Origin of the sequence: Devosia riboflavina, assembly GCF_000743575.1 — a bacterium.
GTDB classification, from domain to species: Bacteria; Pseudomonadota; Alphaproteobacteria; order Rhizobiales; family Devosiaceae; genus Devosia; species Devosia riboflavina.
Genome location: NZ_JQGC01000012.1, coordinates 113955 through 138729, shown reverse-complemented (window position 1 = coordinate 138729; position 24775 = coordinate 113955). Strand labels below are relative to the sequence as shown.

27 protein-coding genes are annotated in these 24775 nt (G+C 57.5%); 17 read left to right on the top strand and 10 right to left on the bottom strand.

Going from position 1 to position 24775, the window contains the following annotated elements; translation table 11 throughout:
- Position 1: 1 nt before the first annotated feature.
- From JP75_RS13895 to JP75_RS13820, 16 genes are all read left to right on the top strand, one after another.
- Positions 2-625 (top strand): phage tail assembly chaperone, encoded by a 624-nt coding sequence (locus JP75_RS13895; protein WP_035083907.1) that lies wholly within the window; start codon positions 2-4, stop codon positions 623-625.
- A complete protein-coding gene (locus JP75_RS25900; RefSeq protein WP_035083905.1) occupies positions 625-975 on the top strand; it encodes an HNH endonuclease in 351 nt (116 codons plus the stop codon). Before JP75_RS13895 ends, JP75_RS25900 begins: the two co-directional genes overlap by 1 nt.
- Complete coding sequence (locus JP75_RS13885) at positions 972-1421, top strand: hypothetical protein (protein WP_152565845.1); 450 nt, start codon at positions 972-974, stop codon at positions 1419-1421. Before JP75_RS25900 ends, JP75_RS13885 begins: the two co-directional genes overlap by 4 nt.
- The gene (locus tag JP75_RS13880) at positions 1418-1708 is read left to right on the top strand and encodes a head-tail connector protein (RefSeq protein ID WP_035083903.1); all 291 of its coding nucleotides are present in this window, start codon (positions 1418-1420) and stop codon (positions 1706-1708) included. The genes JP75_RS13885 and JP75_RS13880 overlap by 4 nt, the downstream gene beginning before the upstream one ends.
- On the top strand, positions 1708-2130 hold the full coding sequence (locus JP75_RS13875) for an HK97 gp10 family phage protein (protein WP_051960705.1): 423 nt from the start codon (positions 1708-1710) through the stop codon (positions 2128-2130). Before JP75_RS13880 ends, JP75_RS13875 begins: the two co-directional genes overlap by 1 nt.
- Positions 2130-2534, top strand: coding sequence for a DUF3168 domain-containing protein (locus JP75_RS25360; RefSeq protein ID WP_051960704.1), 405 nt, complete (start codon positions 2130-2132; stop codon positions 2532-2534). The genes JP75_RS13875 and JP75_RS25360 overlap by 1 nt, the downstream gene beginning before the upstream one ends.
- Positions 2534-2845, top strand: coding sequence for a phage head closure protein (locus JP75_RS13865; RefSeq protein ID WP_035083902.1), 312 nt, complete (start codon positions 2534-2536; stop codon positions 2843-2845). Before JP75_RS25360 ends, JP75_RS13865 begins: the two co-directional genes overlap by 1 nt.
- The gene (locus JP75_RS13860; RefSeq protein WP_035083901.1) at positions 2842-3240 is read left to right on the top strand and encodes a phage terminase small subunit P27 family; all 399 of its coding nucleotides are present in this window, start codon (positions 2842-2844) and stop codon (positions 3238-3240) included. The genes JP75_RS13865 and JP75_RS13860 overlap by 4 nt, the downstream gene beginning before the upstream one ends.
- A complete protein-coding gene (locus tag JP75_RS13855) occupies positions 3203-4834 on the top strand; it encodes a terminase large subunit (protein WP_084587679.1) in 1632 nt (543 codons plus the stop codon). Before JP75_RS13860 ends, JP75_RS13855 begins: the two co-directional genes overlap by 38 nt.
- Positions 4831-6942 (top strand): phage tail tape measure protein, encoded by a 2112-nt coding sequence (locus JP75_RS13850; RefSeq protein ID WP_051960702.1) that lies wholly within the window; start codon positions 4831-4833, stop codon positions 6940-6942. Before JP75_RS13855 ends, JP75_RS13850 begins: the two co-directional genes overlap by 4 nt.
- A 60-nt stretch (positions 6943-7002) precedes the next feature.
- A complete protein-coding gene (locus tag JP75_RS13845; protein ID WP_035083899.1) occupies positions 7003-7452 on the top strand; it encodes a hypothetical protein in 450 nt (149 codons plus the stop codon).
- A gap of 108 nt (positions 7453-7560) precedes the next feature.
- Positions 7561-8358: a hypothetical protein gene (locus JP75_RS26280; protein ID WP_152565844.1), complete on the top strand. Its 798-nt coding sequence runs from the start codon at positions 7561-7563 to the stop codon at positions 8356-8358.
- A gap of 140 nt (positions 8359-8498) precedes the next feature.
- Positions 8499-8744 carry a hypothetical protein gene (locus JP75_RS13835; RefSeq protein WP_035083897.1) on the top strand — a complete coding sequence of 82 codons (246 nt, stop codon included), beginning with the start codon at positions 8499-8501 and terminating at the stop codon, positions 8742-8744.
- A 101-nt stretch (positions 8745-8845) separates the two neighbouring features.
- Positions 8846-9454 carry a hypothetical protein gene (locus JP75_RS13830; protein WP_035083895.1) on the top strand — a complete coding sequence of 203 codons (609 nt, stop codon included), beginning with the start codon at positions 8846-8848 and terminating at the stop codon, positions 9452-9454.
- A 101-nt stretch (positions 9455-9555) separates the two neighbouring features.
- Complete coding sequence (locus tag JP75_RS13825; protein WP_035083893.1) at positions 9556-10464, top strand: hypothetical protein; 909 nt, start codon at positions 9556-9558, stop codon at positions 10462-10464.
- Positions 10464-10985 (top strand): hypothetical protein, encoded by a 522-nt coding sequence (locus JP75_RS13820; RefSeq protein WP_035083891.1) that lies wholly within the window; start codon positions 10464-10466, stop codon positions 10983-10985. The genes JP75_RS13825 and JP75_RS13820 overlap by 1 nt, the downstream gene beginning before the upstream one ends.
- A 57-nt stretch (positions 10986-11042) precedes the next feature.
- Here JP75_RS13820 and JP75_RS25895 read toward each other — a convergent pair whose 3' ends face one another.
- The 10 genes from JP75_RS25895 to JP75_RS13765 all read right to left on the bottom strand — a co-directional run bounded on the left by JP75_RS25895 (position 11043) and on the right by JP75_RS13765 (position 24253).
- Entirely contained in the window at positions 11043-12686 is a 1644-nt protein-coding gene (locus tag JP75_RS25895; RefSeq protein ID WP_035083889.1) for a site-specific integrase, read from the bottom strand.
- Between the two features lie 545 nt (positions 12687-13231).
- The gene (locus JP75_RS13810) at positions 13232-15193 is read right to left on the bottom strand and encodes a hypothetical protein (protein ID WP_035083887.1); all 1962 of its coding nucleotides are present in this window, start codon (positions 15191-15193) and stop codon (positions 13232-13234) included.
- Positions 15190-16227 carry a TniB family NTP-binding protein gene (locus JP75_RS13805; protein ID WP_035083885.1) on the bottom strand — a complete coding sequence of 346 codons (1038 nt, stop codon included), beginning with the start codon at positions 16225-16227 and terminating at the stop codon, positions 15190-15192. The genes JP75_RS13810 and JP75_RS13805 overlap by 4 nt, the downstream gene beginning before the upstream one ends.
- Positions 16224-18440, bottom strand: a complete 2217-nt coding sequence (locus JP75_RS13800; protein ID WP_035083883.1) for an integrase catalytic domain-containing protein — start codon at positions 18438-18440, stop codon at positions 16224-16226. Before JP75_RS13800 ends, JP75_RS13805 begins: the two co-directional genes overlap by 4 nt.
- Entirely contained in the window at positions 18440-19267 is an 828-nt protein-coding gene (locus JP75_RS13795) for a TnsA endonuclease N-terminal domain-containing protein (RefSeq protein ID WP_152565843.1), read from the bottom strand. The genes JP75_RS13800 and JP75_RS13795 overlap by 1 nt, the downstream gene beginning before the upstream one ends.
- A gap of 80 nt (positions 19268-19347) precedes the next feature.
- Positions 19348-19803: a hypothetical protein gene (locus JP75_RS13790; RefSeq protein ID WP_035083879.1), complete on the bottom strand. Its 456-nt coding sequence runs from the start codon at positions 19801-19803 to the stop codon at positions 19348-19350.
- Positions 19804-20468: 665 nt separating this feature from the next.
- On the bottom strand, positions 20469-22436 hold the full coding sequence (locus tag JP75_RS25345; protein WP_051960699.1) for an AAA family ATPase: 1968 nt from the start codon (positions 22434-22436) through the stop codon (positions 20469-20471).
- A complete protein-coding gene (locus JP75_RS27365; RefSeq protein WP_051960698.1) occupies positions 22429-22770 on the bottom strand; it encodes a DUF6634 family protein in 342 nt (113 codons plus the stop codon). The genes JP75_RS25345 and JP75_RS27365 overlap by 8 nt, the downstream gene beginning before the upstream one ends.
- Positions 22767-23378, bottom strand: coding sequence for a hypothetical protein (locus tag JP75_RS13775; protein WP_035083877.1), 612 nt, complete (start codon positions 23376-23378; stop codon positions 22767-22769). The genes JP75_RS27365 and JP75_RS13775 overlap by 4 nt, the downstream gene beginning before the upstream one ends.
- Positions 23379-23734: 356 nt before the next feature.
- Entirely contained in the window at positions 23735-24253 is a 519-nt protein-coding gene (locus JP75_RS13765; protein WP_035083873.1) for a hypothetical protein, read from the bottom strand.
- A gap of 239 nt (positions 24254-24492) precedes the next feature.
- On the opposite strand from JP75_RS13765, the gene JP75_RS27360 reads away from it, so the two are divergent.
- Positions 24493-24768, top strand: a complete 276-nt coding sequence (locus JP75_RS27360) for a helix-turn-helix domain-containing protein (RefSeq protein WP_051960697.1) — start codon at positions 24493-24495, stop codon at positions 24766-24768.
- Positions 24769-24775 lie beyond the last annotated feature (7 nt).

Below are 24775 nucleotides of genomic sequence, written 5' to 3'. Positions count from 1 at the left end.
CATGAAGCTGGGCGCGGACGGCATCTATGTCGAATTGGCAGGCGAGGCTTACGAGCTTCGCCCGTCTCTCCGCGCCAGCATGCGCCTTGTTCGGCGGCATGGGCTTCATGGCCTCTTTGATGCCGTTCAAGCATTCAACGTCACCATCATCATGGACATGCTGCGGGAAACGGCCATCAGGCCCAACCTGTTGCTGGCAGAGATCGCCGCGCATGGCCTTGGCCGTGTCCGTCACTGTCTCACCGCCCCGCTGGCAGAATTCGTCCTGGCTATCGCTGGCATCGATCCTAACGGCACCACGCCGCCTGAAGCCTCGACCGGCAAGCCTGCCAATCCTGAGCAAGTGTTCGCCCAGCTTTATGGCATCGGCACCGGCTGGCTTGGCTGGACACCAGAGCAGACATGGAACGCAACACCCGCCGAAATCATCGCGGCCAAGACTGGCCGCACCGACCTAATCATAGACGTTCTGAGGGCCGTCTTTGGCTCAACCGAAGCCGAAAAGACCGCACCAGCAATCGACAGCTATTCCCCCGAAGTCCTCAAACAGATCGAAGAGCAAGGCCACGATCCTGCATTCAACCGTAGTGCCTACGCGGCCTTCAAAGCCAAGGTGCTGAGCTAATGCCCTTCGCTCCACCCCGTCTTTGCAGTTGCGGCAACATCGTTCCTTCTGGTGAGCGTTGCGCCTGCCAGATCGCCAGCGACCGCGCCCGCAAAGCTCGCCATGATCGTCGCCGCCCATCGGCTCGCGAGCGCGGATACAACAATGAATGGCGCAAGGCCCGCGCTGCCTACCTGATCGCGCATCCTTACTGCGTTCGATGCGGCAAGCCCGCCAGCCACGTTGATCACATCACCCCGCACAAGGGCGATGACCGCCTTTTCTGGGACCGGACGAACTGGCAGTCCCTCTGTGCCCATTGCCACAACAGCACCAAGCAGCGCGAAGAGCGCCAACAGGTGCAGCAGTGACCGACAACATGCTCACACATGACGGCATTACCCAGCCCATCAATGAATGGGCGCTGGACTATGGGATTTATCCTGATGTGATTGCCGACCGTTTGGAACGCAGATGGTCTGTAGAGCGCGCCATCACCACACCAATGGTTGTCGTACCAAGGCAGCGGCTCAACAAGCCAGAACCACGCACGGCTCAGCGCCCAGCCAGCACCAAGCGGGGCAAGCGTCTTACCTACATGGGGCAGTGCCTTACGGTGTGTGAATGGAGCGCAGTGATTGGCGTCACCACACACACCATCAACAACCGCATTCGCAAAGGCATGCCCATTGAGGGTGTGCTGAGCCGTGCCTTGCCTATCGGTAGGCCGGGGGTGGCCCAGAACCTATGCCCCTCTAAGGGGACCGGCGGCGGGTCCGTCGCGCAAGATATTCCGCAAATAGAGTTTTCTGAATGACCGCACTGACTGACTTCAAAGGCCAGCTCAACATCACCGATGATGAAGCCGATGATGCCGTACTCACCCGCATGATCACCGATGCGCTGGACCACACCGGCAGCGCAATCGGCGCAGATGCCCAGCTTTCCTATGATGAGTTGCCCGGTGGCCTGCGTCGCGCCGTGCTGATGCTCGCCGCCCATTTTTTCGAGAACCGGGAAGCCGTGCTTGTCGGCGTCGGCACCAATGAACTGCCTTTTGGCTATGCGGACCTCATCGCACCTCATCGAAAGTGGGTGTTTTAGTGGCCTATTCTGCGCAATTGCAGCGTCTTTTGACGCGGATCGAGAGCATTCCAGACGCCATCCGCGAGGATTTGAAGCCCGTTGTCGTCAAATCGGCGGAAGAATTAGCCGGTTTGCAACGGCATCTTGCGGAGGCATCGCGCGATACCGGCGCGCTGATCGACTCCATTGAGGTGACGCCACCCGGCGGCACGACCCCGGCCTATAGTCAGCCCGGTGGCTCCCGCACCGCCCATGAGCTTGAGGCCATCGTGACCGTTGGCGATCACGTAGTTCGCTACCCGCACCTTGTCGAATACGGCACCGCCGAAGCCGCAGCGCAACCATTCTTCTGGCCTGCGGTCCGACTGCTTCAGAACCGCATTAACAATCGTACCAACCGTGCGGCAGCAAAGGCCGTGCGCAAGCATTGGAGTGAATAGTGATTGAACCCAGCCTTGCCTTGCAAACGGCCACGCGCGCCCGTCTCTTGGCGTCTCCGCAGGTAATCGAGGCGGTTGATCCGCTCGATATCCGCGATGGCGACACCCGCCCCGAAGCGTTCCCGAGCATCGTATTTGGCAATGCGCAGGTCGAGGTAGCAGGTCACTACAACAACTATCGCAATGTCACCTGCTATCTGGACCTACACATCTGGGGTGAAACGCCAGAGCGGACCAAGGACATAGGCGCTGCCGTGTCGAAGGCGCTCTGCGACACTCTGCCGGTTCCCGGTTTTGACCTCACTGATGGTCTGCGCACCGAGCGCAGTATCTATATGACCGACCCATCCGGTTGCGGGCATGGTGTCGTGAGCCTCAGCGCACTAATGGGGTATCACCTCTAATGCGCGCCGGTCTTTTGTCGCACACAATCACCTTGCAGCATGGCACCGAAACGGTAAGCGCGGCAGGCACCGTTACGACCGCCTGGACGGATTTTGCCACGATCCGCGCCGAGCTAGTGACGCACTCCATTGCCGACGCCGCCATGGCTTACGGCGAAGCAGTCAAGGCATCGCTGGTGTTCCGCATCCGCCACTTCCACGGCCTCACAACCGATAACCGGTTGGTCTATCGCGGGCAGGCGTTCGGCATCACCAATCTGGTAGAGTTGGGTCGTCGCGCGATGGAGCTTCATTGCGAGGTGCTGAAATGAGGGGACGCAAGCCCAGCACCATCGTCGGCGGTAGCAGTCCGGTGACGGAAGTTCCTCGCCCGCCCAGCTACATGAGCAAGGACGCCAAGGCAGAATGGCGCAAGATCGCGCCCATCCTCATCACCGAGCGCAAAACGCTCACCGAAGCCGACCTCGCCACGCTGGAAAACTACTGCCTTGCTACCGGCACGATGCGGCAGGCTCAGCGCATTCTGAATCTTGAGGGGCTGGTGACGGCAGCGGGAAAGCGCCATCCGGCTTTCAGCATCATGAATGCCGCCCAGACTACACAGCGCCTCTGTGCTGCCGAACTGGGCTTGACGCCCGTAAGCCGTTCGCGGCCTGCCGTGCGCGACGATGGCGACGACGAAGAGGCCGGCGCTATCTTTGGTTGATCCGTTCCCGCATTGGCTTTTTGACGACAGCGAAATTCCCGACCCCTTTGGCTATGGCGAGCGGGCGGTGAATTTCGTGCGTGCACATCGTCACCCAGCATCGGTATTGCCGAAGCAGGCATTTGAGCTGGTGCGCTTTCAGGAACGGTTTATTCGGAAGCTCTTTGGTGCGCGGAACCCCGACGGTTCCCGGCAATACACGGATGCCCGCGTTATGATGCCACGCGGCGCGCGTAAGACTTCGCTTGGCGCGATCTGCGCTTTGCTGAACCTCTATGGACCAGAAGCACTAAGCAGCCCAAAAGTGCTGCTTGCGGCCTATAATCGAGAGCAGGCCCGTATAGCGTTCGATGAAGCCGTAGGAATTATTAGCGTTACGCCACCGGTTAGGAAACGGCTCACCGTGCGGGACTCTAAACATGAAATTACTTATCAGGTGGGCCACGGTAAGCTCAAGGCTATCAGCGCCGACGCCAAGACCTCCTACGGCGCCTCGCCGACCTTCGCTTTGATTGATGAAATCCATGTTTGGGATAATCCCAAGCTCTACAACACCATTTGCACCGGGCTTAGAAAGCGCTCCGGCACACTCAAGCTCATTATCTCGCAGGCCGGACGCGGGCAGGGGACCATCGCGTTTGAGGAGTTCGACTATGCCCGCCGTGTTGCGACCGGCGAAATCGACGCGCCCCATATTCTGCCGGTGTTGCTCGAAACGCCGACCAATGCCGACTGGCGCAGCGAAGAGGTATGGCGTCGGGTCAATCCTGGCCTTGATCTTGGCTGGCCCGACATTGAGAGCTTCCGGCGTGCGGTAATCGAAGCCGAGCACAACCCGATCGTGCGCGACACCTTCAAAAACGAACACCTCAACATGTGGCTGAATTACTCTCAGTCGCCTCTCTTCGACATGGGCACCTATGACGAGGGGCAGTTTGAAATCGATTTTGACGAGCTGGCCGACCTGCCTTGCTTCCTTGGTGTTGACCTGTCTCGCTCTGGTGACTTGACTGCCATCGTCACCGCGTGGCGGCACGATGATGGCAATATCACCGTGCGCCCGACCTTCTATCTGCCGGACCACGAATTGCAGAAGCGAGCCGACCGCGATCAAGCGCCATATGTGCGCTGGCGCGATAGTGGGCACCTAAAGACGGTTCCGGGCGCTACTATCGAGCCTGAACAGATCGAAGCCGAAATCCGCGAGATTGTCGCGGCCAACGACAATGTGGTCGAGGTGGCCTTTGATCCGGCACTAGCAGGCTCGATGCTTCGCCGTTTGGTGGCGGATGACATTCCGGCTTTTGAGTTTAACCAGCGTCGGCAGTTCATTGGGCCTGCCGTTGCCGACCTTGAGCGCGTCGTAAATGGTCGCCGCATCCGGCACAACGGCCATCCCATCTTGCGCGCCCATTTCGACAACGTGCGCGCCGTTATCGGGTCCGACGACATAACCATGATGAAAAAGGCCCGCGCGACAGACCGCATTGATGGTGCCTTTGCCGCCGCCATGGCCGTGTCCCGCGCCGTCGCAAACGACAATTCTCCGTCCGTTTGGGACGACCCAGATTTCATTTCAAAGGTTTATGGATGAACGACCAGATTTTGGCCGTCTCGATCGAGGCGCGCATCAACAAGCTCGAACGTGAAATGCGCAAGGCCAGCGCAATCACCGGCAAGAATTTCGACGCCATGGAAAAGCGCAGCAAGCGCGCTGCCGGTGACATTGAAAAGCACTTTGCTGGTATTGGCGACCGTATCGGCGGTATCGGCAAAAACATCGCCGCTGGTTTCATAGGCGGTCTGGTCGCGGGCGGCATTACTGGTGTTGCCGCGAAATTCGCAGACGTTGCCAAGTCGGTTGCCCAGATCGGTGATGAGGCCAAGCGCGCCGGTCTAGACGTACGGCAGTTTCAGGAATTGCAGTATGTCGCTGAGCAAAACCGGCTTGGTGTCGATAGCCTTGTCGATGGCATCAAAGAGCTGAACATCAACGCTGACGAGTTCATCCTTACCGGCGGCGGCACCGGCGCTGAAGCATTCCAGCGGCTTGGCTACAATGCCGAGTCATTGCGCGAGAAGCTGAAAGACCCTTCCGCGCTCTTCACCGAAATCATCGGCAAGCTAGGCAGTCTCGACAGGGCTGCGCAAATTCGAATTGCCGACGAGATTTTCGGCGGTACGGGCGGTGAGCGGTTTGTCCAGCTCATAGAGCAGGGCGAGCAAGGCTTGAACCGAACCCGGCAAGAGGCGCATCAGCTTGGCCTTGTTTTGAGCGCCGAGACCATTGCCAAGGCTGATGAGCTAGACCGCAAGTTCAATGCTATTGCCAATACGGTCGGCACCGCCCTCAAGCAGGCCATTGTGGACGCGACCGGCGCGATGGTCGATTTCATCAACAGCCTGCCAAAGTCAGACGCCGAAGCGCTTGGTGATATGCAGGCTCGCGTGGCTGATGTCCGCGCCGAATTGGAAGAGCTGACGCGTCATGCGGATAGCGCTTTCCCGTCTCTAACCGGCGCCATCTATGACGTTGTCGCCGCGTTCCTGGCTAACAAAACTAGTGCCGAGGATGCCAAGACGGCGATGCTGGAAATGGCGCGCGCCAATCCAGACTTTGCCCCCATTGCCGGCGACATCAATGGCCTGATTTCGCTACTCACGATGCTTACAGGGCAGGCCCGCGAGGCAGCTTCGGCTTTGGCGTCCGTCAATATGGACTCTGTGGGCACCATGCCCACGTTTGATGAGTTTGGCGCAGCCTTGGCACCGCCCACGCCAGCGCCAGCACCTACGCCTACATCATGGGGCAGGGGCGGCGGGGGGCGTTCGTCTGCAATGCGCGAAGAGCGGGATACAGCGAAAGAGCTTATTGCCGAGCTAGAAAACGAGCTTCGCCTCATCGGAATGAGCGAGATCGAAAAGCGCATCGATGCCGAACTGCGTCGTGCCGGTGCCAGTGCGACCGATGGGCAGAAGCAATCCATCCGCGAACTGGTCATGGCAATCGAGACCGAGAGCGCAGCCATGGACCAGATGCAGAGCGCCATGGACAACGCCAAGGGTATGGCAAAGGATTTTCTAGGTGGCTTGCTGAGCGACCTACGCAATGGCGTTGACGGTGCCACTGCGCTTGCAAACGCCTTTGGTCGGCTGGCCGACAAGCTGCTCGATATGGCGTTGGATCAGCTCATCAACTCGCTTTTCGCCAATCTCATGGGCGGGGCGGGAGGTGGATTGTTTGGCGGTCTCTTCGGCTTCAAGGAAGGTGGTATCGTTGAGGCCGCAACGGGCGGTCTTATCCGTGGTCCCGGTACTGCCACGAGCGACAGCATTCCGGCCCGGTTGTCGGATGGCGAGTTTGTCGTTCGAGCAAGCCAGACGGCGAAGCATCTGGACCTCTTGCGTGCGATCAATGACGGGAAGGTGGCCGCGTTTGCAACGGGCGGCCTTGTCGGTGCGTCGGCATCCCTTCAGGCGGCAAACAGCAACATTCGCCATGCGAACGACAACAGCGTGGCAACCAGCGTCAACATCAATGCGCCGGTCACGGTGAACGCATCGGGCGGCACCGCCGAGCAAAATGCCGATCTGGCCAAGACCGTAGCGCGGACATTGGAAGGTCAGCTTCGCGGCCTAGTTGCCGACGAAATGCGCGTGGCAATGCGCCCCGGTAACATGGCCAACGCCCGCAGCAGATAGCTTGTGATGTTACGTGTTAACATGTAGACTATTCATGTTAACTAGTAATGGAAATCTGTCGTGCCGAAACACATCGTCGTCCCGGATGAACGCGAGAAGAAGTTGGTCGAAATTGCCGCTTCCCACAATGTCACTGTAGCTGAAGCGGTAGGGTTGCTGCTCAATTGGGCCATCGAGGCCGGAAAGGTGCAACCCGGCATTCCCGGTATTGAAGTTCGCCGTGTAGCAGAAACAGTCGAGATCGATTTTGGTGATTTTGTTCGGGTTATGCCGTTGGGGCACGCAAAGGGGTTTGCATCTGCGATTGGCATAATGGTTGGACCTCACCAGACCTTCATGCACGAGGGCGTCAAAATGATCGCCCAGATTGATGAAGGCGGCGAGCGATACCTGGGCCTCAAGCGCCGCGGTAATAGCGTCAAGGTTCTAGGCGAAAACGGTGAAGAACGAACGCTAGCGCCATCGGTCGCGCTAGACTTGGCGGCGCTGGTGAAGGCCGCAGCCGAATAGGATTTTCCAGCATCCCAATTTTCGTGCCGCTATAGGCGGTCACTGAAATGAAAACCCCTCAGACGCGAGCAACGTCCAAGGGGTAAATGCCGCTCTCAAGGGCAAGAAATGTATATCGAAACTGGATCCAAAAATCAACTGAATTTCAGTTTATTAGTGCCAGCCGCTAACCTTCGAATTGTTGGGAACCGGCTGGTCAAAGGCGACACTGAAATTGGGACGCCGTGGCTCTTCGGGAATGACGATTTTCTATTTGAAATTCAGAATCTTAACGGCGGTGAGCTGCCTGATTGTCTAGCGCACACATTTGCTCCAACTCACACACCCCTAAATCCTACCCATAACACCTACACACAAAACGAAACCAAGCGCGGGCGCGCAGCGCCCAAATCTTCCCGCACACGAGGCCCAGCGAAGCTCACCAGTGAACAGCTTCGCTACAAGCAGGCCGTGGAAGCCATGAACGACATTCCGCACACCATGGAATTCTCGCTCAACTTCTCCTTTGCCCAAGAGGGGTCCTTTCTCGCTACACCCGATCCGGTTCGTCTCTTCGAGCATCGCTTGAACCAATCTCTTCGCAAGCATGGTCTTGCCGGGACACCCTTTGCGTTCGCCTTTGACGTAAACGAGCATCAGCGCCTTCACGCCCATGGCGTGATTGTCGTGCAGCCAGAATTACAGAAAGCCGTAAAGCTGGCTCTACGGCATGCAGGCGGCATTGTGGAGGGTAAGGCAGGGTCGCGCCAAGTCATGCTCAAGCGCGAGGCAGATAGGCACCCGTCCGGTTGGCACCGATACACAACCATGAGCCACGCAAAGGTGCGAAAGCTATTTGCAGATCATAGCGTCTCGGTTGACCGAACATCATATGTCTCGGTTCCATATCGGCGCATGATAAAGTGAAATAACGGCAGAATAAGTAAGCGTTTACTTATGTCTGTCTCTGCTGATCGTATAGCCAAAACAAAATTCAATTACCAGATTTGAACTTCGATTATTTTCGCGCGAATCTCTTCCGGCAAATACGAACCGGAACACCTTGAATGCGTGAAATTTACATCGAGCAAGACCAGTATGCAGCACTCATCGCGGCGCTCATGAACCTGAAGCCCGCTAACCCATTCGGCGGCGGCATCGAGCAATCCGACATTATGGTCGCGCTAGGCGAAGGGGCGAATATATGGCCCTCTTCGGTCATCGAAGATGCGGGGCAAGGATATCGGCTTCAGCGCGCCAATCACCAGCCCATTCCGGCCAAGAATGACAATCAGGATGACGACGACTTTTGAGGCTCGCCGGTCCAATCGAGTCAAAACGCCGCATCTGAATTATCTTATTGAAGCTATTCAAAATTTCGCCTTACCTCTCCCGAGCTATTGGGGGAGGGCTCATGGCAAAGAAAACGGAAAACAAATCTGGCATCCGGCCAGAATTCTTAGTGTTGGCGGTATGCGTCGTCGCAATTGGCGCAATCGCATTCGTATCTCTGACACGCCAGCCACCTAGCGCCCCGCAGATGACCGCCGCAGAGATCGACAAGGCCGTCCAGGAGGCCCGCCAACGGGCGGAAGCGCGCTCGCTGCCACCCATGCCAGTGCCGAGGTCCGACACCGATTTTAGGCAGGCTACGGACGACGAACTGCGCATGGGACTCAACCAATGCAAAGACGCTATCGCTGCCAGCCTCAAGGGGCCTTACGCGTACTATTTCGGCAAGTACACGCCTCAGAAGCTCGACCGTTTATATGCCGCGAAGTCTGCTCTTGGCAGCACCATCCCCCGGCCCAGCAGCTTGCTAGACGACTTCGGTTTCGATGACGTTGAGCACAATCTGGCTCTGCTGCGGTCTGAGAGCGGCGAACGCGTAAAACCCGCGTTCGTTGTAGAGCATTCTCGCGAAGGCTTCATCGTCCAGCACTATGTTGCCGTGTATGAGTGCGAACGCGACGGGAAAGCATTTCCGTCATTTGAGGAAGTTCGTTGGGAACAATTCAGCTAGGTCCAAGCAAACCTTCTTAATGGGACCGATTGACTCCTAAGCAACTAGACATCGCTCTGCCAAATTGCGAGCTTCGCAAAAATTGTTTGGGGGAATGATTCTTGGCGTTTGCGATTGGCCTTCGCGTGTATCGCGTTTCGATTACCCGGAAGTCGGATAAAGAGCGCATGACTATCGGTCCGGCGGCCGCTCCGTGCGATCTCTTTGCATTTGCAGAGCAGTTTGCTCAGATCAAACAAGAACCGACGGTAGAGAGCGAAGAGCAAAGAACCTGGTTTTTTGAGCCTAAAGACACTAATTCCATAAGGACCGTGCACGGTTATATCAATTATGGAACGCACGGATTCGAGAGTAAATTTAAAGACGTAAAAACGCGCAAAGAAAAGTATTCGCGGCAATCTAGCGATTTAGAGGAAATACCCTTGTATTTCCAGATGTGGATTCCGGAGGATTCTGAATTTGCGTTGATGGCATTTCAGTCTTTTCAGTCGAGGTCTTGTGTCGGATTCGTCCGCGCATCCATGATCGCGAGTTTTGAAGAGCGTTATCCTCAGTACCGTCTAAATTTTAACGTCGTGGCGAACCACGCTACCTTTCTAAATAGTGCACCTGTTAAGTCCGTAACGTTTCACCGTCCAAAGACTGTGAGCGACCGGGCAGAAAGATACTTCCTCGGCAGAGGCAGCGATGAGGTTGACTACGATCTAACCGTACGCGCGAGAAAGCGCGGCTATAGCCTCTCTACCTATGGCGAACTCAAGGACAGATTCCCCGCTACGACACAGGGATATGTGGAGTTCGATGGGCACCAGTTCGAGAACGTCACGGCGGACGTGCAAATTGGCCGCAAGCGGCGCAGCGTAGGGGTGTATGGTACTGGCTTCGATGCCGGCTATCTGGATATTTCAGAACAGGTGCGACGGGAGCCGAGCGGTCACCCGGTTTTTGCAAGCATAGAGTCAGAAGTGGATGAGATCCTTCAAGATTTCTTCGCAGGGATGACAGCCTGATGCAGAAGGTAAACATATTTGGCATTGTGACGGGTCATTTGGACTCGCTACGCAACAGTGATGGAAAGTTCCTGCTGTCAGATATTTTAACGTTCTACGTTCTTCCGGTTCTGGTTGGAGTTTTCTGTCTTCTTGTTTGCTTCAAGATATCGAAGGACGCGATCGGCCTCTCTATATCGGTGTTTTCTATATTTGCTGCGCTGCTGCTAAGTGTGCAAGTTGCGCTCTATAGTGTTTCCCTCCGGCCCCTATCTCCTCCTGCCGACCAAAAGAAAAACAAGGTCTTCGAGAAGGTAAAAGAGGAAAGAGGGGCTGTTATTAGGGAGCTAAACAACAATATATCGTATCTTGTATTGTTGTCTGTGTTTTTTATTACGGCACTTTTGTTGGCGTATATCGTTAACCCCGGGGGTGTGATATCTTCAGCGCTGTGCGTTGCCATCTACGTGCACTTCTTTCTCACGTTGCTGATGGTGGTAAAGAGGGCGAGCATAGTGTTTTCCCGTGAGTACGAAACCTAGTCGCTGGTCTTTGGCCGGAAGTTTTGGGGTTGGACCAGCGAGCTAGACATTGCGAAACTAGGCGTAGGCAACCGCCTCGATAAGCTCCACGCGCTTCTGCAAGGTGCCTTGCGGCATCTGCCCATAACGGGCGGTCATGCTGGACTTGCTATGGCCCATCAGGAAGCCAAACTCCTCATCCATAAACCCAGCCTCACGCATCGCATCCGAGAAGCCGTGTCGGAAGCTGTAGAGCGAGACACCACGGCCCTTCTTAATGCCAATCTGCGTCAGATACGTGCCGAATTTCTTTTCGAATTTGCCCGCAATCTGCCCTCGTTCATTGCGCTCCGCCTCTGGGAATATCCGGCGCTCACCAGCTTGCCGCTGTCGCTCGACATGGTCGATAAACCCCATTTCGATCAGCGTGGAATGCACCGGCACAACCCGGAACGAGCCCTTGGTCTTGAGGCTCTTTTCTTCGTCGCCTTCGTCGGTAAGGTGCATCACCCAGATACCGTGCATACGGCGCACATCATCCACCAGTAGCTGAGCGATTTCACCGGGCCTCGCGCCGGAATACATCATGACATGTGGGAGCCAATAGCGGTGATCGTCTCGGATCAGGTAGTTGCCGGGTACTTGCCATTTCATTTCATTCTTGCAGCCAGTGAAGAACGGTGAGGCGAACAATATCTTGCGTTCTTCGCTGGTGAAGGGGCGCACATTGGTCTTGTTCTTGTCGACCTTCAGGTACATGTCGGTAAACGGGTTGGCCGGAATGTAGTCGTGAGCGGCCAGCCAGTTGCAGAAGGCTCCAAACGCCGCCATGTAGCGATTGACCGTCTTGGCCGAGATGACAGTTTTGGGCTTATCAAGCCGTCCGTTGGCTTCGATGATTTCGCGGAAGGCCATCCCTTTGAAAACAGCAATCTCAGCCGCCTTCACCGGGTAGGACTGCAACAACATCTTCCATTCACGTACGGCCTTTTTGTCCAACTTGGAGACGGGGAAGTCGGCACCAACCAGTTCGATGAATGTGCCAATGTCGCGCCGCGCTTGCATGAACGTCGCTACCGAAATGCCTTTCGGATTTTCTTTCTCATACCGGTCAAACAAATCCATCAGCCTTTCACCCGGCCTTGCGATCTCAGCGGAGGCCGTTGGCCGCGTTACGATTGGATCGCGCGGCTGGCCTGCGTAGTCGCCAGTATCGCGTTCACCGGCCCTTAGAAGCGCTTCTATTTGCGCTCGCATCAGTCGCAAGCATAGATCGCGGTATTGAGCGCTGCCTTTTATGAGGATGAGCTTGTGGCGCTCGATGTAGCTGTCGGCCGCCCATTGAACCAAGACAGTTTCGCCGCGTCCAAGGTGGTCTCTCAGTGCTCGAATGTGATGCTGGCGAACCAAGTCGCTCTTGGGCGCCACTTCGACTGGCGCAAGCCGCGCAAGGTCATCAAGGCGCAACTCGTCTGAATAGTGCTGCCAAGTCGCTTGCGCAAAGTCGGCTTCAGAGATTTCTCGGCGGGCGCGTAAGTCCGCAAATTTGTCCTGCCATTCGGACAGTACAGCCAGTTTTCGAGCGTTGGCAGTGCGGCGATCTTTTGTGTTGAGCGACTTCACCAATTCCCGGCTAGGGAAGTGGTGCGCGAGATCGACGGGCACGACCTGCCGAGCGTAGTAAACTGAACCGCGAATTTTGAGATTTGAACCTGTGGTCAAGGCATATTGCTCCTTCCCCAGGTCTGTAGTGATCCGAAAATTGGGATGCGACGGAATCTGCAAAAAGTGCAGGTTCGTGGATCACCAAAGTGGATCAGTCACGCACTCGGAAACCCCTGCAAAACAAGGAGTTATTGAGATATCAATGACTTATATGCCGAGGCCGTAAGAGTGCAGCGGCTAAGTCCTTGTTAGACCTAGAACCTGCGACGTAGGATTGCAGCGACGCCGACTGTAAGAGTGCATGGATTATGGGGTTATCGGCTGTAAGAGTGCCACGGTCTTTTGTGGGGACAAAAAAGAAGGCCTGATCGGGCCTTTGTTCGCTTCCGACGGATTTTGAGTTGGCTAGCTGGTGAACCCTGAGATTGGATGGCGAGTCGAATGCCTGCCCATGAACTCTATGAAGTTGTCCAGGTTGGATAGATCACAAACCATGACCAGCAATTCGCCCTCGTCGGCGATATCCGCAAGGCACTTGAAGGCGAAGTCGTCACCATTCGGAATCTTGCTGGCGTTCTCAATGTCAGATAGCGAGATCGGTGCTACGCGGCCCGGGCCGCCGCAGCCGCGAGGATGAATGCGCAGTCCTTGCGCCGGTAGAAGCGACTGCGCTGGTTGGGGAACTCAAAGGCGCTCTCGGGCAGGTCACGATACTGGCGGTCGAAGCGACCGGCGCTCGAGATGCCAAGGGCTCTCTTGAGCTCCGGCGTCGAGACATAGGCAGCCACGAAACGTTCGATCTGCTCCCGGGGAAACAGCAATGGGCGAGCACCGCTCGTCGGGACCAGGATCTTGTTCCTGACGAGCTGGCCGACCACAACGATGTCACTATCTATCATTTGGGCGGCAACCTGCGTTGTCACCTCCGGTGGCAGGTCTCGCAGGGAACGGGTGAGAGGGTGCGCCCTCAACAGTTCCACAAAGGGGGCTTCATCTGCCACATAGACGTCCCGCAGCCAATCGTTCACCTCATCGTCTTCGCGCAAGAGACGGACATCACCAGACATGGCGAGGTGCCAGGCAGCGGCAAATGGCAAGGGACGCAGACCGCTGTTTTTCAAGACTGCCTCCATCGTCGGAAATAAACTCGCCCCCCGTTCGTGTGTCACCGCGGACAGAAAACTGGCAAGTCGTTCCCTTACATCAGCTTCATAGAAGGACTTGCTCGCCTCGATCAGCAAAGACACCGGTTCGGGAACGGCGTTCAGGACACCAATCTCTTCGAGACCAGTCACAACCTCGACGCCGGCCTTGAGCACGAAGGCGGCGTTGTTGAGTGAGACTGTACCAACCGCACGCGGCAACAGGGCTGCGAATGCTTCCTTGGACGTCGGCACGCCGGCAGCCGCGGGGTCTGGAACCTGCTTGAGCACGGACTTCAGGCGAGTAACGATCATCTGGGCTCGAGTAAGGTCAAGATCAAATTCCTCCGCTAGATTTTTCGCGTTCAGCCATGCAAAGGCACCGGTACGACGCAGGCGTGTCGCCACCCGTGAGCCCGACCGCATCTCGGAAAGCAACGACTTCGCAGCTGGCGAAATATGCGGGCATTTGACCAGACGCTCAAATCCGGTAGTGGCCACAGGTCGGTCGACCGTCCAGTGTGGCAAGTCCTTGCGGGTCAGCGTGGTGCCCGCCCAATCAAAGAACGTATCGAGACCGCCGGCTAGGACCTGACCGACACTGTGCAAGCTGGTGGGCTTCAACGGCAATGATGGCGACGAGGGGCCAAGTTGGCCAATAGCTGCCTCGTTGGCCACGCTCATCTCCACCAGGATGTGGAAAATTTCGCCTGGTCCCAATGACCGCCATGGTTCGGGGAAGCGGAGGCAAGACCGTTCGCGCGTTTTGGGATCTGTGTCGACGAGGCCGGCGATGTTTCGGAGCAATTCCCATTCCTCTTCAGGCACCATCGGCTGAAGATGATCGCGCAGGTCTGTCGACGGAAGGCCTCGATCATCGATGCATTTATCGCACTTCTCAGGCCCGCAAAGTCGCCGTCGCCCGAGTGGTTTGGCGCATACCGGACAGTCCGAAAGCAACAGCTCCATGGTGTCCGGGTCGAAAGCGATGGGACGAACATCCCAGATGGCACGATGATAGGGACTGATTTCCAAGGCCCTGGGCGACACGCGGCGCCGCTCGCGCTCGAGAAAGGTCAAACGCAGGAACTGGCCATGGAAGTCAACGCCCCGCACACCGGATCCCAGCATGCGGCTGTCAGGGTGGAGGCGGTCACGGATAAGTGCCGCCGACACACCCAAGCGACGGGCCAAGGCATCGATCTGTCCTTCATTAAGGTCGAGGCTGGCCAGGAAGTCCGGGCGGTTGGTCGCGATTCCGGCCTGCGCGAGGGCAGCGATCGGATTAGCGAAAACGGTCCTGGCAAAGGTGCGGTCGATGAACCCCACAAGGCTCTCATCGGCTTTGGGCTCAAATGTGAGAAACGCCGGAACGACATCAGCCAGGGGAACGAGCTTGTCCTTGCTATAGCGCCAGCTCATTGCGCCGCCTCCATTGTCAGCGCTTCGATGGCCTCCAGTTTAGTCTGCGTCGCCTTGGAGGCATTTTTGCTGGCAAAAGGGTCTGGTCCCGGCGTTTCAAGACCCCGGTTCCAGGCCCTGAAGGCCTTGGCGATGTGAGACCAATCCAGCGGCATGTTTTCCTCGAAAGACTGCTCGAGGGCGAGACGAAGAATGCGCACAACCGTCCCCACCACGCCACGAGCCATATCGAAGACAATGGCACGCGTGGCTACGTCACCAATCAAGTCGAGCGGCTTGTCGATGACCTTCTTGTTCAGCATCTCTCTTTCGAAGCGTCCAACGAACTGCATGAAGTATTGGACGTCCTCCGGATCGTCGAGCGACGCAGGTCCGAAGTCGATGGTACGTTTTTGGCGGGAATGGTTCTCGTTGAATTGCAGCAGCCGCTTAACCTTGTCGGTCCCAACGAGGACCAAGCTGAAGAGACCATCATTCACAAAGCTCTTAAGAGCCGTTGCAAGGGAGTCGAGGAGCACCGGCCCAGAGTTCTGGATCATGCTGTGACATTCGTCGAGGACTACGATGCGGGTCTTCTTGGCCCGGGCTTTTTCGAGCAAGTCAAGGTTCACGCGGGCTTCCGAATAGTCGCGCTGATTCAGCACCTCGTGCGCAGCTGTCAGATCGCCGAAGGCCAGCAGGATTGCAGACTGCAGATGCCGCGTTGATTTCACGGAACTTCGCACCGTTACCACGAGCACTGGGATCTCATTCGGATCGAGATCGGGGTCGGAAAGCACGCTATCCACATAGGTGCTCAGCGACTTGGTCTTGGTCGCGCCCGAGGGGCCGATGACGGGCAGCAGATAGAGTTCCTCAGCCTTTACGGGCCGGCCACCAACGGCAGCGACCCGAGCTTCATGTCGGCGGGATGCGCGGGTCGTCTCGTGCATCAGGTTGCCCAGCGCGGCATGCAACTGGGTTTTGCGGGGATGTTCGACCAGAATGGCTTCGAAACAGTCCATCTTTTCGTCTTGAACCGGGGTCCACGTCATTTCCATTCTCCGTCAAGATCATAGGGATTGCGCTTCGGAGCGTTGGCAGCAGGCGGCAGGAAGAAATCCTTCTCCTGCTTTGCCGCAGGCTTCGGCATTTCCTCCTGAGGGTTCGATGCGGCGGCACGCTTATTTGCGGCCTTTCGGATCTTTGTCTTGGTCGCTTCGCCGCCCCGCAGGGTGCTCACGGGCTTCTGCGAAGAGTTGGCGCGGGTCTGGGCTGGCAGGTCGATCGGCTGGGCGTTACCGTAGACAGACGGTTCGGCCTCGCTGAACCGTACGACGCCTTCGATAACGGTCGGCGCCTCCTGGGCAATGCCACGGCGGGCATCGGCACCGGTCCGACGAGGCGTAACCTGTGCGAGCTCCTCCCAAGCTCGACGAAGGCTGTCGCGCGCCAGGAGGCGTTCCTCTTCGGTAGAGTATTCGAGGTCCAGTTCCTTGGCGTGTTCACGCACTCGATCTGCGGCCCAGAAACTCAACCCGCGGGTCATGGTCTGGTCGACGTTGGGCAACGTGACGTAATGCTTGGGCTCGGCGCCTTCGTTCCAGACTTCGATCTTGCTGCAGTCCGCGGGATTGTACTTGATCTTCACCCTGGCCCTGACCTGCCCGTAGCTTTTGGTGGGCAAGGACTTGATCGGCTGCAATCGGACCATGTCGTTGAGAATCTTGGTCGTCAGCTCGGCGTCATGGAAGCGCATGTTGCGATACCTGACGCCGGCACGGCTGATCGAAGCCTCATCCACCTTTCCGAGCAACTGGTCCAATGCGTTAAAATCGTCGACAAACTCGCGCCCGTGGCGCTCGATGCCTTCATCCCAACGTCGGGCGGGGATGGCGTCGATGCCAGCGTGGGGCCGGTAATGATATTGGTCAATAATGAACCGGTGCAGGAAGTATTCGATTTCCCGATGGTAGACTGGCTTCTCGCGCTGCGGATCAAGCCTGGCCTTTCTCATCGTGGTGACGTCGTACGGCACCGAGGCAGGCAGCTTGTGGAAGAAGTCGTTCAGCGTATCGAAGATCTTCTCGCCGATTGCCTTATACGCCGGTGAATGGATCGGGGCATAGTGGATCTCGAACCCGATGTCCTCCGCGGCATCTCTGAGGCTGCCTGAGACATGCTCGAAGGCGTTGTCGATGAGGATTGTGTTTGGCAGAATCCAGCAGTCATAGGGCCGCTCAATATCAGGATACTCTGTCTTCACGTAGCCCTTCGGCATGAGGACATGTTTGATGACAGTGGCCATGGAGTAGACGGAAGGTGGTTCGGCGCTGATAAGAAACCCGACAATGCAGCGACTGAAGACGTCGATGGCAACGGTCAAGGTGGGACGTCCCAGCGGCATCCCATTGTCGTCGAGAAGAACCCAACTATCGACAATGGTATGATCGATGATGATCAGCTCGCCCGGAGCGGTTGCGTCGAGATGTTTAGAGACACCCTTCCACGCCTGATCGGCCTCAAACGCCGAGGTCTTGAGCGCGTGGTTCTCCCTGCAGTTGCTGGCCTTGATCCGGCGGTAGAGCGTGCTGGCGTCCTTGGGCGGCATAAGCTTGTCCAGACCAGCGGTCTTGCGCTTTGCATTGACCTCCTTGATCTCCTTAATCAGGAAGGCCCAGGCGTCTTTTTTGTCGCGAGTTCGCAACCCCCAATAGAAATTCACGGCCTTGTTCAGCAGGTCCTCGACCGTCAGATCGAGCCGGGCCCGGCTCGTTCGTCCGCGTTTGGAGATGAAGTCTTTCAGGTGACGGTCCCCCGGCGCACCCTTCTGCTTGATCGCACGCCTCAGCGTGTCCGGTGAGAACGTGTGGGTAAGGCCCTTGTCTGACGCAGCTTTGCGTTTGCGGTTCATCAGCTTCTGCAGCCCGACATCACCGAGCCCCACAGATGTGTCAGCGTCGAAGGCGCGGACATAGAACAGGAGTGTTCTTGCTCGCATCAGTTCTTCTGGCTTCTCATCGGGGGAGACATCGTCGCTTTCGACCAGAGGGCGGCCTTTGCGATCGCGTCGGTCACGCAGTCGGATGACTTCGCCGCGGCCGAGCTGATCGATCAGCTCGGTCTCGGTGATCTGCTTTTCCTTGTCCGTTCCGTGCCGCTGCAAGAGCAGGACGCATCCTGAAAGCTCGCGAACGAAGCGGTACATGCCATCGGGGAATGCAAAGACCTCGTCGGTCCTGATCTTGAGACTGATGCTCTTCCCCATCAGATGGCCTCCATCTCCAGCACATCGATATCGACGCTCGGACCAAAGAGCTTGGGCAGGGAGCGGAGCACGGAAGCCGGCCCGGGACCTGCAATCAAGGCGACGGGGCTATCGGTTTGAATACGGCGAGTGACATCGATGAATGCCACTCGACCGACGATCATCCGGTGCAAAAGGTTGACCGCGTCGCATGGTTGATAGAGGCCGTTGGCTGCTAGGGTTTCGATGGCCTTGCCGAACGCAAGCGTGCCACCTTCGCGCTCTGCGGCTTCCATGAAGCGCAACCGATCTGCGCTGGTGACGCGACGCTTGTTATGGAGGCTGATCATGCGAGCATTGGGCCACAACGGCCGGATTTCCAAGTCCTTGTCCTGGGACAGACGGAGAAAGGCCCAGCCAAGCGTTGCGTATACCTGTTCGGCATAGTCGAGCTTGTCGGCGTAGGCTGACGAACGCTTGAACTGATGCTGCGTCTGCTTGGTCTCGATGACCTCGATCGTGCCGTCATCGCGTTGACGGATAGCGTCCGGAAAATAAATGAGAGGCTTCGAGCGATTGCTCATGAAGATCTCAAGCCTGTGGGGCTGATGCTGATAGTCCACAATGCGGGGGTCGGCCTCGCAAATCCTGACATGCATGCGTTCGTGCTGGGCTTCGCACGGCATGCTGAATCCTGCCTTTACAGAAGGGAAGACGCTGGTAGCGCGAATAGAGCCGTGACCTACGATGGTGCGGAAAGCACCGCCGGACGGCGACATGACGATGCGGGCGGAGGTATGCGGCAGACGAACCGAATGTTGGAAAGCGTCTCTGTTGTTCACGTACACGGAATTACTCCGCAGATTGACGGTACAGCCTTGGGGCTGCTCCGATCCTGACGAGGTGCGAGGTGACAGAAAAAGGGCGATCAGAGCGTCTTAGCGGCGACCGATGGACTGGCGGTCTCAATGAGGAGACGCTCGGCCCAGCTACGCATCGCCGGCTTTGCGGAGGGCGGTGCTATGGTGATCGCCGCAGCCCCTGGAAGGCCGGCGCAGAGCGTCGCTGGATCAAGGAAATCGCAGTTGATCGACACCTCGCCCACACCAGCGCCCTTCAACTCCATCGCGGTCTTGATCGCCCGGATGGTGTTTTTGGCGATGAGTCCTTTCGACGTGATGACCGTAGAGAGGAGCGAGCGGGTTGTCGTGTCCATGACGGCCACGAGATAAGGCCGTGAACCGTGCGCCATGCCATCGATACGACAGCAATCGACGAGCAAGTTGCAGCCGGCCTTTCCGGCGGACGAGTCGTGATAGAGAGAACTGCTCCGGAGCATGGTGGCCTGGCTGGGGGCGAGTGCTTCAGAGGTGCGCTTGGGCATGATTTCTCCTTTTCACGCCCGGAGAAAGCTTGACGTTTGGTTGCGTCCAGCAGATACTCCAAAGCGTGGATGCGGCTGCGAAGCCGGTTTCCATGGCAATGGGCCCTTGGGTCCATTGGTCTCAGTCGGCTTTCGCCGGCTTGTGTGGGCCGCGAGGCCTGTCGGATGCGCGGATCGGCTGTGAAGCCGGTTAGCAATGGGCCGAAAGGTCCATTACCGTGCTTGGACGACGAACCCCGTGCTTGCAGGCTGTTGGGGGAGCGTCGTTGATTGTTCAAACGCCCTGGAGAAATCCGGGGCGTTTTTATTTTTTGGTATCTTGTCAGAGCTAAGCTCTTTCCGATCCGTCTCCATCTTCACCGAAAATACCCGGGTTTGAAAAGACCCCCACGGCATTTTTCTGCCAGGCAGAGGGGAGTAATGATCGAGTCCAGACTCCACCTTATTCGCGTTTCTTAAACCATTACGTTAAGAAGAAGTGAGGTCGGTGTGCAGAACTGTCGAATGGAGACTCGACCGTCCTAGTCGGGCCTGTTGACGCATCGAGCACATTGACGAGGATAAAAGCGCTCATTTGCCGCTCCAATGTTGACACCGTGAAAAATGATGATTCGGGAACCTCAGTCATTACCGTCGACAGGTTATTTTGTTGCAAAATTATCACGCTACGGACCATTTTGGGGATGCTGCTGAGCCGGGGAATACGGTGTTTCCACCTGATGTTGGCTGCCGATCATGGCCAGAATTTCCTCCCGGTGAACCGTTTTCCTGGTCAACAATGTATCGGAGAGCATGTTGAGAGATGCTCGATTCGCCCCGAGAGTTTCCAATGCGCGATCTGCCAGGGTGGCTAGCCGAGCCTCCACGGCATGGCAGGCAATGGGATCACGCATGAGGTGAAACATCACCTCACCTGGTTCGCAGCGCCACCGTGGACCCCCGGGAAACAGTCCAAGAGTCAAGTAAGCAACGGCCAACGTCCGGACCGCTAGCGCGAGATCGCTCGAGGAGGAACCCCCCGAGCCAGAACTCGGTGATCCGAAAATCAGAATCTCGGCAGCCCGTCCGGCCAGGAGCATTTCGACGCGATTCTCAAGCTCAACAGCCGTTTCGAGTTGATTATCAGGTGTGGTCAACTGGGTGTGGCCACCACTGTTGATGTCAGCACCTCCGGGCTCGATCGTAACCATCGTCAAGCTCGTGGGCATGTGCAGCGCCGCGAGAAGAGCATGCCCAGACTCGTGAACGGCAATACGTCGAGCCAGATCTGGCGGTCTTTCCCGGTCCGGGATCAGAATAGACTTGAGGTCCTCGAGTGAAATCTCTCTTGCGGCTCGGCGGGCACGCCGGCGTGCGCTGCGAACCAGATCCATGATGTCTGCGCCGGTCATCGAGCGACTGGCACAGATGGCAGAAACCTCACCGAGATCTGCGTCAGGAAGAGCCGGTCCCAAGTGATGGCGAAGGATGCGCGAGGCTCCATTCGCGCTTGGTGGTCCTAAGTAAACTGCCCTTTCCAAACGCCCGTTCCGCAAGATGGCAGGCGAAATCGCGTGCAGGCGGTTCGTCGCTCCGACGACGATGACGCCGGCTCTGTCGCCAACTGCACCGTCCAGGGCGATCAGGAAGTCAGCGACCACAGGCGACCAGTAGTCGCGATTCTTGGCGTCAGTAGCATCGAGATTGGGTACCTGGTCCAGCTCGTCTAGGAAAAGCAGACAAGGGGCGGCACTTCGAGCTCGCTCGAACAGGTCGCGCTGGGCGCGAATGACGGTATCAAGGTATCCGGTGGTACTGGCGAAAAGTTCGGCAATGCTGCCGATGATGACTGGAACACCGAGGAACTGTCCCAAAGACCGGGCGTATGTGGTCTTGCCTGTTCCAGGCGGACCGTGCAGCACGATGCCCCGATCCACGTCTGCCCAGCCGATTTTGCCGGCGGCGACGTCTGCCAGATCGATCTTGAGATCCTTCGCCCAAAGTTGAGCATCCCCGAATTCGACAGCATCTTCCATTGACGGCAAGACTTCGCCCTCACGAGCCATGCCAGTCTTATTAGCGATCGCTTGGCTCAATTTCTCCACCGCTAAGGTGGCAGTGGCCCCCACAGTAAACGCCGAACAGATCTCGTCGAAATCGAGGACACCGACGTTGAGGGTGTCTAGATGGCGGGGAATCTGACCTGTGCAGATGCTTTTCATGAAAGCACGCAGGAGCGCCGCGCCAGGTGCCGGGATGGTCACCGTCATGGACGCTACCGTTCTCAGCAATGGTGGAAGCGATCCGTGAGTCACGGCCACGCCAACCATGATATGATTGACCTCGATGTGGTGTTTGACGGCCTTGCGGTCATCTTTGCTGGACTTCGCCGTACCTGGGTAAACGGGATGCACCTTGTCGTCCAGTTGGGCAAGCGCTTCACCGATAGGCTCCTGCCACTCCATGGAGGGCACGATGACCACCAAGTGACCGCTGTCTCCCTTCGCGAGCGCGTTCCGGACCTGCTTCGGAAGGCTGCGCTCCACTGCGAGGTCGGCCAAACGTTCTTGAACTGTGCGTTCGTCCTTCGCCTGCTTGATTGTCCTCATCTCATCGAACTCCTCGAAGAACAGTAGATCGTCGAGCTTACCCATGCTGCTTCCCTTCGGACCCACGGGGCTCAAGGCGGTAATATCGATTCAGCGTCCTCGCCCAGTTCTTGCCTTTGTCGATCGCGAAAACCTCCGAAGTCATGGCCGGCCTGAAGTCTGGTATCCGGGGGTGCCCCTCGACGGTACCGACAAGGGCAAAGCATGATCGCGACATCACTCCCCACTCCCGCAAAACCGGTGCATCGGACAGATCTGCAGCAGCGGGGAAACTACCGGACGCGAGGCGGCGAAGGTCTGCTGCAAGCGCCTCGAGGCGATCGGCGGTGCTGAGAGGGTCGGCACCAATGAAGTCCACAGCGTTATGGCGACGAGTCATAGCGGCTGCACCAGATGCACCTCGGTGCTGGGAAGAATGCGCTTGTTGAGGTCGACATAGAGCCCCCCTTCAATCACCAGCGCCATGATGGCTGCAACGGGCTCGTCGCCTCTCACCATTGCGGCAAGATCCAACAGGGGGGCGCTGCCACCGTTGTCGAGGAGGAGAGCGAGGATCTTCATGCGATCCGTCAGGCCAATTTCAGCCCCTGCCGCACCGGCGATCATCAAAGAGTTGCTCAACCGGGGCTCGCGCCGGATGAACGCTTCCGGCACCAAGACCACGGTGTGCCCAGCAAGCGCTGCCAATGCCTTGAGCTCGAGGAAGCCGCCCTTGCGGTCCCCACGCCACGCTGAGTTGCAAACGCAAGCGAGATGGATAACACGCCCAGAATAATCTACTTTGACGGTTGTGAAGTCATCGGGGCCGATCATGAGGTCGTCGGCCAGCTCGTCCAAGGCATCATCGTCGGCCAGACGCTTGATAGAAGGGTGCACCAACACCAGGGTTTCAACGGCATGGCGGAGGGTGCGACGGCGGCATTGAGTGGGCGCGGCTTGAAAACCGGCAAAGCTGGTTGGAGGACGAGTGACATCGACATCGAGCATGTTGGTACTCCATGAGAAATTGGGAATAGTGAAGTGGGAACGATGTAGTGGGGGCTGGACCCGCTTCTACGGATCAGACTCGAGCGATATTTCGTACGGCAACCCATAGGCCTGGAGCATGTACCCGAGGTCTCTGACTCCAAACGTCGAGGGGTCCAGGCCCGGCGGAAGCAGAATGATATTGCGGCCGAGCTTCCCGGTGGTGATCGTTAGTTCGTCACGTGCGAAACCCGCTCGATAGATCAACTGCGACAACAATGTTTGCACGTCTTGGGCCGAAGGCTTTGACATGGGCATGGGGCATCTCCGCTGGAAAAAATACAGCCGGTGAAAAGAAGCAATGAAGGTGCAGTCTGCTAAGGCAAACAGTCGGTGCCGGTCAGCAATTGCATGGCGCGGCATCCAACAGGATCACCGATATGCCGGCTGCAGCAGGCATGGTCGACGCCCATCCGCACCGGATCGCGGATCAACTCGATCAGCATACGTGCCCGTTCTCGGCCGGCATCGCGTCGAGCGAGCATGGTGATGGCGCGTTGTGGAAGGAGGACGCACGGCCGACCGCACCTCTCCATCTCGGCCTTCAGCGACAGAAGGAGCTTCATGGTGTCAGGACGGAACCAGTGCCGGGACGGAACGCCGACCAGGGTCACCAGCCGCTCGTCGAGCATGGCCTGGCAGGTCGCCAACGAGGCAGCCTCCAGCCCCAAGGACACAGCGAAATGGGTGACGAGGGGATCCGAGCCGATCACGGCCACTTCGTCCAGCCGGGAGAGCGAGTCGAACAGGATGGACGAAAGCTTCCGCCGGGTATCCCGGTGGCGCAGCGTACGGGATTTCGATTTAAGGTCTTGGGGACGCACGAACAAAGACACAGGTTCACTCCCTGCATGCTACGAACAGGCCGAACACGATGAATATTCAGGACGTCGTGCGGGCTATGCACGCGGGGGAAGGTCTTGTTGTGGTGCCTGATCGATGGGCACCTGCGGCTTCCAATGCTCTAGTCACTATAGGTATTTACGGCGGGAGTCAAGCCGTAATGTACATTTTGTGCAACGAACGCCGATTGCGTTAAGTTTCGGTTATCATCAGAACGATTCGGAACGGCGTCTTGAGCCAACAGCAGCACCATCCAACTCCCGCCCAGATCCGGGCAGGACGAGCCCTCCTCGACTGGAGTCAGCAGGAGCTTGCGGGGCATAGCGGCATCGGTCGCCGGACCGTGGCGGCCTACGAGAACGGTGGCAACAGGGTGATGCCCACCAGCGTCGTGGCCATGAAAGAGGCTTTGGAGCGTGCCGGCATCAGGTTCAGTGGCGAAGACGAACCCGAAGGCGTGCATCGGGTCCCTGCTAGCCGTGAGATTCCCGATCGTGACGTGAGGTGACGCTGGG